13 protein-coding genes and 1 rRNA gene are annotated in these 15,260 nt (G+C 40.2%); 11 read left to right on the forward strand and 3 right to left on the reverse strand.

Translation table 11 applies throughout. The features are described from left to right. Positions 1-21 precede the first annotated feature (21 nt). From tatA to tatC, 3 genes are read left to right on the forward strand one after another with little or no spacing between them, the layout of a single operon-like run. A complete protein-coding gene (tatA, locus tag LW139_RS02170) occupies positions 22-291 on the forward strand; it encodes a twin-arginine translocase TatA/TatE family subunit (RefSeq protein ID WP_006535549.1) in 270 nt (89 codons plus the stop codon). 3 nt (positions 292-294) lie between these two features. Then, positions 295-813: a Sec-independent protein translocase protein TatB gene (gene tatB, locus LW139_RS02175; protein ID WP_166539237.1), complete on the forward strand. Its 519-nt coding sequence runs from the start codon at positions 295-297 to the stop codon at positions 811-813. Between the two features lie 3 nt (positions 814-816). Next, entirely contained in the window at positions 817-1,605 is a 789-nt protein-coding gene (gene tatC / locus LW139_RS02180) for a Sec-independent protein translocase subunit TatC (RefSeq protein ID WP_109408600.1), read from the forward strand. 63 nt (positions 1,606-1,668) lie between these two features. On the opposite strand, the gene rfaH is transcribed toward tatC, so the two are convergent. After that, the gene (gene rfaH, locus LW139_RS02185) at positions 1,669-2,169 is read right to left on the reverse strand and encodes a transcription/translation regulatory transformer protein RfaH (protein ID WP_109408601.1); all 501 of its coding nucleotides are present in this window, start codon (positions 2,167-2,169) and stop codon (positions 1,669-1,671) included. A gap of 287 nt (positions 2,170-2,456) precedes the next feature. On the opposite strand from rfaH, the gene pepE reads away from it, so the two are divergent. The 3 genes from pepE (at position 2,457) to fre (ending at position 5,488) form a co-directional block, all read left to right on the forward strand. Next, on the forward strand, positions 2,457-3,182 hold the full coding sequence (gene pepE / locus LW139_RS02190) for a dipeptidase PepE (RefSeq protein WP_023583493.1): 726 nt from the start codon (positions 2,457-2,459) through the stop codon (positions 3,180-3,182). A gap of 119 nt (positions 3,183-3,301) precedes the next feature. Continuing rightward, a complete protein-coding gene (gene ubiD / locus LW139_RS02195; protein WP_166539243.1) occupies positions 3,302-4,771 on the forward strand; it encodes a 4-hydroxy-3-polyprenylbenzoate decarboxylase in 1,470 nt (489 codons plus the stop codon). Between the two features lie 15 nt (positions 4,772-4,786). Then, positions 4,787-5,488 carry an NAD(P)H-flavin reductase gene (gene fre, locus LW139_RS02200; RefSeq protein ID WP_210812965.1) on the forward strand — a complete coding sequence of 234 codons (702 nt, stop codon included), beginning with the start codon at positions 4,787-4,789 and terminating at the stop codon, positions 5,486-5,488. 143 nt (positions 5,489-5,631) lie between these two features. On the opposite strand, the gene fadA is transcribed toward fre, so the two are convergent. Next, complete coding sequence (gene fadA / locus LW139_RS02205; RefSeq protein WP_166539234.1) at positions 5,632-6,795, reverse strand: acetyl-CoA C-acyltransferase FadA; 1,164 nt, start codon at positions 6,793-6,795, stop codon at positions 5,632-5,634. A gap of 11 nt (positions 6,796-6,806) precedes the next feature. Further along, the gene (fadB, locus tag LW139_RS02210) at positions 6,807-8,987 is read right to left on the reverse strand and encodes a fatty acid oxidation complex subunit alpha FadB (protein ID WP_247850567.1); all 2,181 of its coding nucleotides are present in this window, start codon (positions 8,985-8,987) and stop codon (positions 6,807-6,809) included. A 267-nt stretch (positions 8,988-9,254) separates the two neighbouring features. Between fadB and pepQ the strand changes: the two genes are divergently transcribed. The 5 genes from pepQ to LW139_RS02235 all read left to right on the forward strand — a co-directional run bounded on the left by pepQ (position 9,255) and on the right by LW139_RS02235 (position 15,198). After that, entirely contained in the window at positions 9,255-10,589 is a 1,335-nt protein-coding gene (gene pepQ, locus LW139_RS02215; protein WP_109408606.1) for a Xaa-Pro dipeptidase, read from the forward strand. Continuing rightward, on the forward strand, positions 10,589-11,209 hold the full coding sequence (locus LW139_RS02220) for an IMPACT family protein (RefSeq protein ID WP_109408607.1): 621 nt from the start codon (positions 10,589-10,591) through the stop codon (positions 11,207-11,209). The genes pepQ and LW139_RS02220 overlap by 1 nt, the downstream gene beginning before the upstream one ends. Before the next feature lie 25 nt (positions 11,210-11,234). Continuing rightward, positions 11,235-12,686: a Trk system potassium transporter TrkH gene (trkH, locus tag LW139_RS02225; protein ID WP_166539232.1), complete on the forward strand. Its 1,452-nt coding sequence runs from the start codon at positions 11,235-11,237 to the stop codon at positions 12,684-12,686. 20 nt (positions 12,687-12,706) lie between these two features. Then, complete coding sequence (gene hemG / locus LW139_RS02230) at positions 12,707-13,237, forward strand: menaquinone-dependent protoporphyrinogen IX dehydrogenase (RefSeq protein ID WP_109408608.1); 531 nt, start codon at positions 12,707-12,709, stop codon at positions 13,235-13,237. 418 nt (positions 13,238-13,655) lie between these two features. Further along, a 16S ribosomal RNA gene (locus tag LW139_RS02235) occupies positions 13,656-15,198 on the forward strand. Positions 15,199-15,260 lie beyond the last annotated feature (62 nt).

Below are 15,260 nucleotides of genomic sequence, written 5' to 3' on the forward strand. Positions count from 1 at the left end.
AAAATAGTTGAGGAACATAAAATGGGCGGTATTAGCATTTGGCAATTACTCATCATCGCTGTCATCGTTGTCTTATTATTTGGTACAAATAAACTGCGCACATTGGGCTCAGATTTAGGTGCATCAGTAAAAGGCTTTAAAAAAGCGATTGGTGACGAAGCTGCAGATAAAGACACCAACAACGCTGAAAAAACAAATAACGACGCAGATTTTGATACTAAAAATTTAGCGCAGAAGACTTCAACAGAAGAGAAGTCTACAACTGAGAGCAAAAACAAAGAGCAGGTGTAAACCGTGTTTGACATTGGTTTTAGTCAGCTGCTATTGGTCATGGTGATTGGTCTTGTTTTTCTGGGGCCAGAACGTTTGCCCGTAGCAGTAAAAACAATTGCTGGCTGGGTAAGAGCGCTACGCTCTTTGGCTGCGAATGTACAAAATGAGCTAACTCAAGAACTGAAGCTTCAAGAACTCCAAGAGAGTTTGAAGAAAGTTGAAGAGAAAGCAAATTTACAAACGCTATCGCCAGAGTTAAAAGCGTCTATGGATGAGTTAAAAGAGGCTGCACAGTCTTTAAAGCAGACTTATCAAGCACCTTCAACGCCAGACTCAACAACAGAGCAGTCTGTAAAAACCGACTCTACGGAACCTTCACCTTCTGATCTTGCTGCGCTTGCTGAAGCTGATGAAGTTAATGATGATGCTAACAGCCATAAACCTGTTGTGGCAGAAAGTGTTACAAAAACAGAAGTTCCTGTTACTAAAACAGTAACGATAGAGAAAAAAATAACTGATCAGGTTAATGGTGAGCATTAAAACATGGCAGTAAATGATACCCAACCGCTGATCAGCCATTTAATAGAACTACGCAAGCGTTTAATGTATAGCTTGGTTTCTGTTTTAGTGGTTTTTTTAGGGCTGGTTTATTTTTCTAACGATATCTATCAATTAGTCTCGGCTCCATTACTCGATAAGTTGCCACAAGGGTCAAATATGAGTGCGACAGATGTTGCCTCTACTTTTTTGACTCCGATTAAATTGACAATCATGGTATCCGTTTTTGCTTCTGTGCCTGTTATCCTTTATCAGGTATGGGCTTTTATCGCACCAGCATTGTATAAACATGAACGCCGCCTGATGTTGCCGTTACTTGTTTCAAGTACGGTATTATTCTATCTCGGCATGGCGTTTGCTTATTTTGTTGTGTTCCCTCTTGCATTTGGCTTCTTTGTTAATACAACCCCAGAAGGGGTTAACTTTATTCCAGATATCAGTAAATATCTCAGCTTCGTGATGACGCTATTTATGGCGTTTGGTGCGGCATTTGAAGTACCTATTGCGATTATCTTACTGTGCTGGAGTGGTGTAACAACTCCAGAAGCATTAAAGAAAAAACGTCCTTATATTCTTGTGGGTGCTTTTGTCGTTGGTATGGTATTGACGCCACCAGATGTTTTCTCTCAAACCTTATTAGCAATACCTATGTACTTACTGTTTGAAATCGGTGTCATGGTATCGCGTTTTTATGTGGGTAACGGTCGAAGAAAAACACCTGAAGAAGAAGCTGAGGAAGCAGAGGCGGAAGCTGAAACAGAACAGCAAAAATAGTTTTAGGAACAAGTTTCCTGAAATCATATGATATTAGCCCAGCAATAGCTGGGTTAATTTTTTCTAGGGAGACTCTTTTTTAAATTCTTTATTACTCACTGATTTTTTCACTTCGCTATTTAATATGTTTAAAAGCAAAATTGAGCGAGCCTCACCATCAGGCTCTTGATATATAGCTTGGATCCCTTGAAAAATACCCTCTGTAATTAATACGCTATCTCCACTATGAGGTACATTTTCTTCGCTATAAGTGAGTGATGAAAGTTGGGGTATTTGTAATGTATCAATCACATCTTGGGGAACGGTGACAGGATATTGCCCAAAGCGAACAAATGAGCTCACTCCACGTGTTGAGTTAATGGTCGTGGTATGGATCACTTCAGGATCAAACTCGATAAAAAGGTAATTAGGAAAAAGAGGCTCGGTTACTGCTGTGCGTTTTCCTCTTACTATTTTTTCTATGGTAACCATCGGTGTGAAACAGCCCACTTGCTGACGTTCTAAGTGTTCGATAGCGCGAGGAATTTGTCCTCGCTTACAATACAGCAAGTGCCATTTTTTCATAATAGAGACAATAAGTTAGTTAATTTTAATTTAAGTGATAATAGCAAATTTATAATTAAGGTAACAGTTATCTATTGGGTTTAAATAAAAATAGCCTAACGCAATTTTATACCGGAAAAAAAACAGAAAAGCTGTGTTCATACGCAATAAAAGAGGTCGTTTTTGTTACTTTCAGTTGGATCTCAGATAGAGGTAACAAGTTGACAAAAAAGTGATGGTAAAAACAAGAAAAAGCTTTCAAGATAATTATCTTAGAATTCTATTCATAATTATAAAGAGGTTCTGTAATGGAAGTTTTTTTATTAAGTAACGGAAAAATTGCCGGGGATCCACGATGGTTAAGTTATGCGAAAGATAATATCGATAGCATGATCAAAAAACGTGGTATTCGTTCTGCTGTATTAATTGCCTATGCTGTTATTCGTTCTGATCATGACCAACGTGCTCGTGATTTATCAGAAGTGTTAGGTATTGAAGTGACTTGTATTGAGCATTTCGATTCAGAAGTTGATGCAATCAATAATGCGGAATGCATTTTAGTTAGCGGTGGTAATACTTGGTTATTAAACCAAATGTTGCATGAAAAAGGATTAGTTGTTCCTATTCAACGTGCTGTCCGTGAACGTAATATTCCTTATATTGGTTGGAGCGCAGGTTGTAACGTTGCAACTCCGACAATTCGTACAACTAATGATATGCCAGTACGTTCCTCTGTTATTATGCCATCGCTCGGCTTATTCCCTGTTCAAATTAACCCACATTACATTGATGCATCTATTAGTGGCCATATGGGTGAGACACGCGATGAGCGTATTGCCGAATTTTGTGCTATTAACCCTGAAGAGATTGTTGTGGCTATCCGTGAAGGAAGTTACTTATATATTCAAGGCGAAGAATTACATTATTACAGCGCTAAAAATGAAGGTTTTAAAATCTTCCAACATGGAAAAACTTTTCCTGAACAGTTTGATACTAAATTACTTTCAGAATGGGTTCCATTCCGTTGTTTATAAGTATAGTAAACGCTATCAAATAAAAAGCATTGCATTTTAGTGAGTTATGCGTTTAGCTTATAGCGTCTCAAAGAGGGCATTGCCCTCTTTTCTTTCACTCACTGGCTCGTAAGATTATGATGAAATACCGCGATTTAAGAGATTTCCTTTCATTATTAGAAGAAAAGGGTGAATTAAAACGTATCACCTTTGAAATAGATCCCTACCTTGAAATGACCGAAATAGCGGACAGAACTTTACGTGCCGGTGGGCCAGCGCTGTTGTTTGAAAATCCCAAAGGGTTTGATATGCCAGTGCTTTGTAACTTATTCGGTACACCAGAGCGTGTGGCAATGGGAATGGGACAAGATGATGTTAAAGCTTTGCATGAAGTCGGCAAATTATTGGCATTTCTAAAAGAACCCGATCCACCGAAAGGCTTTCGTGATCTTTTTGATAAACTGCCCAAGTTTAAGCAAGTTTTAAATATGCCAACGAAGCGCTTGAGTAAAGCACCTTGTCAGGAAGTAGTTTTAACTGGTGATGATGTTGATTTAACAAAGATCCCAGTTATGCATTGTTGGCCTGAAGATGCAGCACCTTTAATTACTTGGGGATTAACGGTGACTCGTGGCCCATTTAAAGAGCGCCAAAATCTGGGTATTTATCGCCAGCAAGTGCTGGGTAAAAACAAAGTGATTATGCGTTGGTTATCGCATCGAGGTGGTGCTTTAGATTTTCAAGAATGGTGTCAAAAACATCCAGGTGAACGATTCCCTGTTTCCGTGGCATTAGGGGCAGATCCCGCTACTATTTTAGGTGCTGTAACACCAGTACCTGATACATTATCGGAATACGCTTTCGCAGGCTTATTACGCGGAAATAAATCAGAAGTTGTAAAATGCCTTTCGAATGATCTTGAAGTGCCTGCAAGTGCTGAAATTATTCTTGAAGGCTACATTGAACCGGGCGAGCTTGCGCCAGAAGGACCATATGGCGATCACACAGGATATTATAATGAAATTGATTCTTTCCCTGTGTTTACCATTACGCATTTAACGCGCCGTAAAGATGCAATTTATCACTCCACCTATACAGGGCGCCCACCTGATGAACCCGCAGTATTAGGTGTTGCACTTAATGAAGTGCTTGTTCCGATATTACAAAAACAGTTTCCTGAAATTGTAGATTTTTATTTACCTCCTGAAGGATGTTCTTACCGTTTAGCGGTTGTGACAATGAAGAAACAGTATGCGGGTCATGCTAAACGCGTAATGATGGGAGTTTGGTCTTACTTACGGCAATTTATGTACACCAAATTTGTGATTGTTTGCGATGATGATGTCAATGCAAGAGATTGGAAAGATGTGATTTGGGCAATCACAACCAGAATGGATCCTGCAAGAGATACCATTATGATGGAAAATACGCCTATTGATTATCTCGACTTCGCTTCACCTGTTTCAGGATTAGGATCAAAAATGGGTCTTGATGCAACCAACAAATGGCCGGGTGAGACAGATAGAGAATGGGGTAGACCTATTGTGATGTCTGATGAAATTAAGCAACGAGTCGATACTATTTGGGAACAGCTCGATATTCTTAAATAATAACAGAGGAACAACATGGCAATACTGAATTGTAAAGTCTCACTTGTTGAGCCGATGACAGATACGGTTTATCGGGTAAGGCTATTACCCGATGGCGAATTTGATTTTCAGGCTGGGCAATATCTTTTAGCCGTTATGGATGAACGTGATAAACGTCCTTTTTCTATTGCATCTATACCTGAAAATAAAGACTTTATTGAACTTCATATTGGTGCGTCTGAACTCAATCTTTATGCGATGGCTGTGCTTGATGTGATTTTAGAAAAACAGCAACTCACCATTGATATTCCTCATGGAAATGCATGGTTTAAAAAAGATAGTCAGCGTCCTCTACTATTAATTGCTGGAGGTACGGGATTTTCTTATACCCATTCAATTTTACTGGCAGCATTAGCTGAAAATCCACAGCGACCTATTACAATTTATTGGGGGGGAAGAGAAAGCGTTCACCTCTATGATCTCAATGAGTTACAAGAATTATCAGAGTTGCATCCTTCTTTAACCGTTGTCCCCGTGGTTGAACAACCAGATGAGACTTGGCGAGGTAGGAAAGGTACGGTATTAACCGCTATAAGCGAAGATTTCGGTGATTTATCAGAATATGATATTTACATTGCAGGGCGTTTTGAAATGGCCAAAATAGCTAGAGAGCGCTTTTGTAATGAACGTAATGCAGATAAGACTCGTTTATTTAGTGATGCATTTGAATTTATTTGATAACGTTTTACCGCGCTATTATCGATTTTGTTTTTAAAACCATAAAAAAAACCCGCCCCTGACGGCGGGAAAATGGTTTCTAACCATGCAATCGAAAAGAATACTTACCTAACGATAAGAACGTGGATATACAAAATATCGCATTAAACACGTTCTATAATCGTTGCAATACCTTGCCCTAATCCAATGCACATTGTGGCTAAGCCAAACTGTGCATCTTTACGTTCCATAATATTGAGTAACGAGGTTGTTATACGTGAACCGGAGCAGCCTAAAGGGTGTCCTAAGGCAATTGCACCACCGTTTAAATTAATCTTGTCATCTAGGCTCTCTAGTAGATTCATTTTCTTCATACAAGCTAATGATTGTGCTGCAAAAGCTTCATTGAGTTCAAAAATATCAATATCACTGAGTGCTAATCCTGCTTTTTTCAATGCAATTTCTGTGGCAGGAACAGGACCATAACCCATAATTGCGGGATCACATCCTGTAACAGCCATAGCACGAATAACAGCTCGAGGTTTTAAATTGTGCTCTTTAGCATAACGTTCACTGGTAATAAACATCGCTGATGCACCATCCGAAACTGCGGATGAATTTCCGGCTGTTACAGAGCCTGTTGCGGGATCAAATACAGGTTTCAGTTGTGCTAAATCATCAAGACTTGGGTTATAACGTATAACTTCATCATTTCTGACATTGATGAAATTACCCGCTGCATCATGACCATTGATAGCCACTATCTCATTATCAAAATAGCCTTGTTGTGTCGCAAGAGCCGATAAATGGTGAGAACGATAAGCAAATTTATCTTGCTCTTCACGTGAAATTTGGAATGATTTAGCTAACATTTCTGCCGTTAAACCCATGGAAAATGAGGCTTTAGCAACAGAAAGATTAAGTGATGGATTAAAATCTGCATTATAAGTCATTGGCACATGACCCATATGTTCAACACCACCAATTAATGCCACTTGGCTATCACCAAGCATAATTTGGCGAGCGCCATCATGTAATGCTTGCATTGATGAACCACATAAGCGATTAACCGTGACCGCCGGCACTTTATGAGGAAGTTCGGCTAATAATGCAGCGTTACGTGCAATATTGAAACCTTGTTCTAAGGTTTGCTGTACGCAACCCCAAATCACATCGCCAATATCATTAGGATTAATATTAGGATTACGTTTTAGTAGTGCTTGCATCAGATGAGCAGAGAGATTTTCTGCTCTAACATGGCGAAAAGCACCACCTTTAGAGCGTCCCATAGGAGTACGAATACCATCAATTATGACAACCTTTTCCATTTCATCTCTCCTTAAGCGAGTTCTCTGATGTTAACATCTACTTTTGTGGGTTTTGGATAATAGGTTTCGTTGTGTTGCGCTTTTTGTTTTAAGCTTTCAGGGATTTGATAGAGTGGCCCTAATGACGCATATTGTTGTGCATCTGCAACAAATTTCGCTGTTCCAATAGTATCGAGGTAACGGAATACACCACCACGGAAAGGAGGGAAGCCTAAGCCATATACTAGTGCGATATCAGCTTCGGCCGGTGAAGCAATGATACCTTCATCTAGACAACGAATAACTTCATTGATCATTGGGATCATCATGCGAGCAATAATCGCGTCTTGACTAAACTCTTGTGCTTTACCCACATTTTGTTGAATGAGTGTTTGAATTTGTTCATCAACGGATTTCTGTTTTTTACCTCTTTTATCAACCGTGTAATTATAGAAACCATGATTATTCTTTTGCCCATATCGCTGTTGTTCATATAACAGTGCAATAGTATCTCGTTCAATTGTTCCCATTCTGTCAGGGAAGCCTTGAGCCATAACAGCTTGAGCATGATTAGCAGTATCAATACCCACAACATCAAGTAAATAAGCTGGACCCATTGGCCAACCAAATACTTTTTCCATCACTTTATCAACAGCAATAAAATCAGCACCGTCTCTTAGCAATAGAGAGAATCCTGCAAAATAAGGAAAGAGGACTCGATTTACAAAGAAGCCAGGGCAATCATTAACAATAATAGGTGTTTTGCCCATTTTGCTTGCATAACTAACAATACGGTTAATGGTCTCTTCACTGGTTTTTTCGCCTTTAATAATTTCCACTAAAGGCATGCGATGGACAGGATTAAAAAAATGCATACCACAGAAATTTTCTGGGCGTTTTAAGGATCTTGCGAGCAATGAGATAGGTATCGTTGAGGTATTGGAAGCAAGGATTGCGTTATCTGCTAATAATGCTTCTGTTTCTGCAAGTACAGCTGCTTTTACTTTTGGATTTTCAACAACGGCTTCAACCACAATATCTACATCGCTGACAGAGGCATAATTTAGTGTTGGTTGAATAGAGGCGAGTGTTTTGGCCATATCAACAGCGGTCATGCGACCTTTTTCTTGGCGTTTTTGTAATAGGCTTAGCGCTTCATTCATACCCAGTTCAAGGGATTTTTGGTTAATATCTTTCATAATAACCGGAATACCTTTTAAGGCTGATTGATAGGAAATTCCACCGCCCATAATGCCCGCACCTAATACTGCTGCTTGTTTAGGTAATTCTGCATTCCGTTTTTTTGTGATATTTTTGACATACTGATCATTGAGAAAAATACCAACTAAGGCTTTAGCAACATCAGTGCGCGTGAGTTTGACAAAATTTTCAGTTTCAAGAGCGAGTGCTTCATCTCTATTTAGGAAGGCTGCTTTTTCGATAGTTTTTACTGCGGTGATCGGAGCTGGATAATGAGGGCCAGCTACTTTCATCACCATGCCTTTAGCCACACCAAAAGACATCTTATGTTCAAGTTCTGTCAATCTTAATGGCGTTGTTTTCGGATAACGTGCGGCCTTCCAATCAATCTTACCGTCAATCGCTTGCTCTATTAGAGAAAGTGCACTCTCTTTTAATTTTTCCAGTGGCACAATAGCTTGGATCAACCCATTTTGAAGTGCAGTTTGAGCATCAACATCTTTACCCGCAGTAATAATTTCTAATGCATTATCGACACCAATTAAACGAGGAAGACGTACTGAACCTCCAAAACCGGGCATGATCCCAAGTTTGGTTTCTGGGAGACCAATACGTAAATCAGGGGATGCAATTCGGAAATCGGTTGCAAGTACACATTCGCAGCCGCCACCAAGTGCATAACCATTGATAGAAGAGATGGTGGGAACGGGTAAATCTTCGAGTCGACTAAAGATCTGATTAGAAAAGTGTAGCCACTGAGTCAATTCTTCTTCAGGGGCATCAAATAGGGATAGAAACTCAGTGATGTCAGCACCGACAATAAAGGCAGGTTTTTCAGAACGTAAAATAACACCTTTTAGATCTTGTGTTGCCTCTAATACGGTTAAAGCTTCGCTTAGCATCGCAACTGTTTTGGTATCTAATTTATTAATAGAGCCTTTGGCGTTAAAAACGAGTTCAACAATACCTTGTTTCACCCAATCGACTTGAATATTTTCGCTTTGATAGAGCATTTGTATTCTCCCTAAAAGTATAGACTGGTATGACCAGATAATAAGAGTGTGAATACAATGTTAAATAAATGCAAATAATTGATTAAAAAACTGCAGGAGGGATCACAGTGAAATTATTTAACTCATTGAATTTTATATTGTTGCTCTATTTGATAAAAATAAGTGAAATAAATCGCTAATAATCTATTTTTGTTATGGTGTTAGCCACTAAAAGAGTTGGCGTGTTAAGCTGAATCATTAACAATGAATAAGATAAGGTAATTAATAATGGAAAAATTGCTCTCTCTGTACCAAGAACATATCAAAACTCTACAAAATCGTACTCGTGATGCTTTATCCAGACACCATCTTGATTCCGTATTAATTCATTCTGGTGAGCCTATTCGTATTTTTCTTGATGACAGTGATTATCCTTTTAAAGTTAACGCACACTTTAAAGCATGGGTACCTGTGACTGATGTACCTCATTGCTGGTTATTAGTCGATGGTGTTAATAAACCAAAATTATGGTTTTATTCTCCAGTTGATTATTGGCATAGTGTTGAAGCCCTACCAAATAGCTATTGGACGCATGAAATTGAATTAATTCATCTCAAAAATGTTGATGATATTCAAAAAGAACTTACTCCTTATATTAATAAGAATACTGCTTATATTGGCCCAAATTCGCAACGAGCGGGATCATTAGGTGTGAGTATTGATAATATTAATAATCAATCTCTTCTTAATTATTATCATTACTATCGTGCCTATAAAACAGGTTATGAATTAGCCTGTATGCGTGAAGCGCAGAAAATGGCAGTGAATGGACATATTGCTGCACGCGAAGCTTTCCAAGCGGGATTAAGTGAATTTGATATTAATATGGCGTACTTAATGGCAACAGGTCATCGTGATACCGATGTACCTTATGGGAATATTGTTGCATTAAATGAGCATGCGGCTGTGTTGCATTACACAAAATTAGATCATGAATCACCAGATGAATATCGTAGTTTCCTTATTGATGCTGGCGCAGAATATAATGGTTATGCTGCTGATATAACTCGTACTTATAGTGCAAAAGAAAATCATGAATTTACATCTTTAGTTAAAGATATGAATGATGCACAACAAGCGTTGATCGCAACGATGAAAGCGGGTGTGCGTTACACGGAATATCATGTTCAAATGCATCAACGTATTGCTGGATTACTCAACAAATACGGTATTGTGAAAGGTGTTAGTGAAGAAGAGATGGTGAGTGCTGGCTTAACGACACCATTTTTGCCTCATGGTTTAGGACATGCTTTAGGTCTGCAAGTTCATGATGCCGCTGGGTTTATGCAAGATGATAAAGGAACTCATTTAGCAGCTCCTGCTATGTATCCATTCTTACGTTGTACCCGTATTGTTGAACCAGGCATGGTATTAACAATTGAACCTGGATTTTACTTTATCGATTCTTTATTAGAGCCTTGGAAAGAAGGAAAATACAGCACTCATTTTAATTGGAAGCAAATTGAACACTTCAAACCCTTTGGTGGCATTCGTATTGAAGATAATATTATTATCCACGATAACAAAATTGAAAATATGACTAGAGACTTACACTTAGCCTGATGAAAGCGTATTTGATCCCCGCTGAAACTGTAGAGTTCAGTGAAGAAATAAAGAAAAGCCGTTTTATTACATTTATTGCTCACACTGAGGGTATTGATGCAGCTAAAGCTTATATTCAATCTATCAAAGAGCAATTTCCTGATGCCCGACATCACTGTTGGGCTTTTGTTGCTGGTAGGCCAGATGATTCGCAACAATTAGGATTTTCTGATGATGGTGAACCAACAGGTACTGCGGGAAAACCTATTCTAGCTCCCCTCTTAGGAAGTGGTATGGGGGAAGTAACCGCAGTGGTTGTTCGGTATTTTGGCGGGATCAAATTAGGAACAGGCGGGTTGGTTCGTGCTTATGGTAGTGGTGTTCAGCAGGCATTAAAAATATTATCTACAAAGACAAAAGTGCCACAATTGCGCTTTAATGTGGAGTGTGAATATTCACTTGTTTCATTACTTGAACAAGTCGTTGAACAATATCAAGGGCAAGTGCTCTCAAGTGAATATACTGATAAAGTTACATTTACCCTTTCATTGCCAGCTGTACATAGTGGTGAAGTGGAAATTAAACTACGCGATATGAGTCGTGGCAGTATGCAATTAATCCCATTAGATAAAAATGAATAATCTTTGCTACCAAGGAAATCGCTAAATGCATTTTCGTTCAATAACCCGTATTGTCGGACTGCTCGTTATCTTATTTTCTGTCACGATGATCATTCCTGGTATTGTTGCATTAATATACCGAGATGGTGCCGGACGAGCATTTAGCCAAACATTTATTGTCGCATTAATCATTGGGTTAATGTTGTGGATCCCCAACCGACATAAGAAAAGTGAGCTAAAGCCTAAAGAGGGCTTTCTTATTGTGGTTTTATTTTGGACTGTATTGGGCAGTGTAGGGGCATTACCTTTTATTTTTTCTGAGCAACCACACCTTTCTATTACAGATGCATTTTTTGAATCTTTTTCTGGGCTTACTACGACAGGGGCTACAACCTTAGTAGGGCTAGATTCCTTACCTAAAGCTATTTTGTTTTATCGACAAATGCTTCAATGGTTAGGGGGAATGGGGATCATTGTATTAGCTGTCGCTATTCTTCCTCTTTTAGGTGTTGGGGGAATGCAGCTCTATCGTGCAGAAATGCCGGGGCCATTGAAAGATAATAAAATGCGACCTCGAATTGCAGAAACAGCAAAAGCACTGTGGCTTATTTATGTCTTGCTTACAATCATTTGTGCTTTAGCGTTATGGGTTGCCGGCATGGATGTGTTTGATGCTATTTCTCATAGCTTTTCAACTATTGCAATTGGTGGGTTTTCTACTCACGATGCCAGTATTGGTTATTTTAATAGCCCAACCATTAACATCATTATTGGTGTATTCCTTTTAATTTCCGGTTGTAACTTTGGCTTACACTTTGCTGTATTAACAGGAAGAAGCCTTAATATTTATTGGCGTGATCCTGAATTTCGTATGTTTATCTCAATTCAATTGGGATTAGTCATTATCTGTAGCGGTATTCTTTGGCTTTATTCTGTATATGATTCAGGATGGATAACCATAAACCAGGCCTTTTTCCAAGTTGTCTCTATGGCGACAACTGCTGGTTTTGCAACAGACAGTTTTGCACAATGGCCAGCGTTTCTACCTCTTCTATTATTATGCTCTGCTTTTATTGGTGGGTGTGCAGGATCAACGGGTGGGGGATTGAAAGTCATTCGTATCTTGCTTTTATTCCTACAAGGGAATCGTGAATTAAAACGTCTTGTTCACCCGAATGCAGTTTATACCATCAAACTTGGCCATCGAGCATTACCCGAACGTATTATTGAAGCCGTCTGGGGATTTTTCTCCGCTTATGCTTTGGTATTTATTATTAGCTTAATGTTGTTGATCGCAACGGGGGTTGATGAGTTCTCTGCATTCTCTGCTATTGCAACAACATTAAATAATCTTGGGCCTGGACTAGGTATTGTTGCTGATAACTTTACGACAATGAATCCGGCTGCAAAATGGATACTCGTCGTAACAATGTTATTTGGACGACTAGAAGTTTTCACATTATTAGTGTTATTTACCCCAACGTTTTGGCGTGATTAATCTAATACAAGGAGTGATGTATGAGCGCGCTATTGTTGTATTGTAGTACTGATGGTCAAACTAAAAAAATAATGACACAAATCGCGAATGAATTAAGACAACACGGCTATGAATGTGATGTAAGAGATTTAACCTCTGTTCAGCAGAGTTTAAATTTATCTGCTTATAATAAAGTCTTAGTGGGTGCTTCTATTCGTTATGGTTACTTTAATAAAGCTCTCGATAAATTTATCACTCGTCATCTTGCACAATTGAATAGTATGCCTACCGCATTCTTTGGCGTTAATCTTACTGCCAGAAAAGAGGAAAAGAATACACCTGAGACGAATGCTTATATGCGTAAGTTTCTAGATAAGACCCCATGGAAGCCAACGTTAACGGGTGTATTTGCTGGTGCACTTTTTTATCCTCGCTATAAATGGATTGATAGAGTCATGATCCAGCTAATTATGAAGATGACTAAAGGTGAAACTGATCCTACAAAAGAAATTGAATATACGGATTGGAATAAAGTAAGCGAATTTGCCTCTCATTTTGCCAAAATTGAGTGATATTCCACCTTGGTTGTTGGGTTTTTATACGTCTTGTTGGTGTTTTGAACGAACGGAAAATTATTTTAAAAAAACACTTGCGCTAATCCGAGATCTCCCTATAATGCGCATCCACTGACCGACGATGAGCTGACAACAGCCACGAAGGACAGCGAAGGGAAAAGAAAAAAGTTTGAAAAAACTCTTGACTCTTCAGAGGAATAACGTAATATACGCCTCCTCGCAACAACGCAGAAGACCGGAAACGGCAGCGAATGTTGCACTGCTCTTTAACAAATTATCAGACAATCTGTGTGGGCACTCGCAGAGACGATATCTTCTAAAATATTAGATGTATCAAGTCTTGAAGAGTGAACAACAAAAGTAAATTCATTTATGAATAGCTAAGTTTTCGATTTCTTTGAGCATCAAACACTTTTAATTGAAGAGTTTGATCATGGCTCAGATTGAACGCTGGCGGCAGGCCTAACACATGCAAGTCGAGCGGTAACAGGAGAAAGCTTGCTTTCTTGCTGACGAGCGGCGGACGGGTGAGTAATGTATGGGGATCTGCCCGATAGAGGGGGATAACTACTGGAAACGGTGGCTAATACCGCATGACGTCTACGGACCAAAGCAGGGGCTCTTCGGACCTTGCGCTATCGGATGAACCCATATGGGATTAGCTAGTAGGTGAGGTAATGGCTCACCTAGGCGACGATCTCTAGCTGGTCTGAGAGGATGATCAGCCACACTGGGACTGAGACACGGCCCAGACTCCTACGGGAGGCAGCAGTGGGGAATATTGCACAATGGGCGCAAGCCTGATGCAGCCATGCCGCGTGTATGAAGAAGGCCTTAGGGTTGTAAAGTACTTTCAGCGGGGAGGAAGGTGATAAAGTTAATACCTTTATCAATTGACGTTACCCGCAGAAGAAGCACCGGCTAACTCCGTGCCAGCAGCCGCGGTAATACGGAGGGTGCAAGCGTTAATCGGAATTACTGGGCGTAAAGCGCACGCAGGCGGTCAATTAAGTCAGATGTGAAAGCCCCGAGCTTAACTTGGGAATTGCATCTGAAACTGGTTGGCTAGAGTCTTGTAGAGGGGGGTAGAATTCCATGTGTAGCGGTGAAATGCGTAGAGATGTGGAGGAATACCGGTGGCGAAGGCGGCCCCCTGGACAAAGACTGACGCTCAGGTGCGAAAGCGTGGGGAGCAAACAGGATTAGATACCCTGGTAGTCCACGCTGTAAACGATGTCGATTTAGAGGTTGTGGTCTTGAACCGTGGCTTCTGGAGCTAACGCGTTAAATCGACCGCCTGGGGAGTACGGCCGCAAGGTTAAAACTCAAATGAATTGACGGGGGCCCGCACAAGCGGTGGAGCATGTGGTTTAATTCGATGCAACGCGAAGAACCTTACCTACTCTTGACATCCAGAGAATCCTTTAGAGATAGAGGAGTGCCTTCGGGAACTCTGAGACAGGTGCTGCATGGCTGTCGTCAGCTCGTGTTGTGAAATGTTGGGTTAAGTCCCGCAACGAGCGCAACCCTTATCCTTTGTTGCCAGCGCGTGATGGCGGGAACTCAAAGGAGACTGCCGGTGATAAACCGGAGGAAGGTGGGGATGACGTCAAGTCATCATGGCCCTTACGAGTAGGGCTACACACGTGCTACAATGGCAGATACAAAGAGAAGCGACCTCGCGAGAGCAAGCGGAACTCATAAAGTCTGTCGTAGTCCGGATTGGAGTCTGCAACTCGACTCCATGAAGTCGGAATCGCTAGTAATCGTAGATCAGAATGCTACGGTGAATACGTTCCCGGGCCTTGTACACACCGCCCGTCACACCATGGGAGTGGGTTGCAAAAGAAGTAGGTAGCTTAACCTTCGGGAGGGCGCTTACCACTTTGTGATTCATGACTGGGGTGAAGTCGTAACAAGGTAACCGTAGGGGAACCTGCGGTTGGATCACCTCCTTACCTAAAAGATACGTGTTATGTGTAGTGCTCACACAGATTGTCTGATGAAGAACGAGCAAAAG

It is taken from the genome of Proteus vulgaris, from assembly GCF_023100685.1.
Lineage (GTDB): Bacteria > Pseudomonadota > Gammaproteobacteria > Enterobacterales > Enterobacteriaceae > Proteus.

Excerpts from the sequence above, each read along its gene's own strand:
- LW139_RS02220 (WP_109408607.1), top strand. The coding sequence starts at position 10,589 with ATGAAAGCGTATTTGATCCCCGCTGAAACTGTAGAGTTCAGTGAAGAA.
- fadA (WP_166539234.1), bottom strand. The coding sequence starts at position 6,795 with ATGGAAAAGGTTGTCATAATTGATGGTATTCGTACTCCTATGGGACGC.
- fre (WP_210812965.1), top strand. The coding sequence starts at position 4,787 with ATGGCAATACTGAATTGTAAAGTCTCACTTGTTGAGCCGATGACAGAT.
- hemG (WP_109408608.1), top strand. The coding sequence starts at position 12,707 with ATGAGCGCGCTATTGTTGTATTGTAGTACTGATGGTCAAACTAAAAAA.
- fadB (WP_247850567.1), bottom strand. The coding sequence starts at position 8,987 with ATGCTCTATCAAAGCGAAAATATTCAAGTCGATTGGGTGAAACAAGGT.
- tatC (WP_109408600.1), top strand. The coding sequence starts at position 817 with ATGGCAGTAAATGATACCCAACCGCTGATCAGCCATTTAATAGAACTA.
- pepQ (WP_109408606.1), top strand. The coding sequence starts at position 9,255 with ATGGAAAAATTGCTCTCTCTGTACCAAGAACATATCAAAACTCTACAA.
- trkH (WP_166539232.1), top strand. The coding sequence starts at position 11,235 with ATGCATTTTCGTTCAATAACCCGTATTGTCGGACTGCTCGTTATCTTA.
- ubiD (WP_166539243.1), top strand. The coding sequence starts at position 3,302 with ATGAAATACCGCGATTTAAGAGATTTCCTTTCATTATTAGAAGAAAAG.
- tatA (WP_006535549.1), top strand. The coding sequence starts at position 22 with ATGGGCGGTATTAGCATTTGGCAATTACTCATCATCGCTGTCATCGTT.
- rfaH (WP_109408601.1), bottom strand. The coding sequence starts at position 2,169 with ATGAAAAAATGGCACTTGCTGTATTGTAAGCGAGGACAAATTCCTCGC.
- pepE (WP_023583493.1), top strand. The coding sequence starts at position 2,457 with ATGGAAGTTTTTTTATTAAGTAACGGAAAAATTGCCGGGGATCCACGA.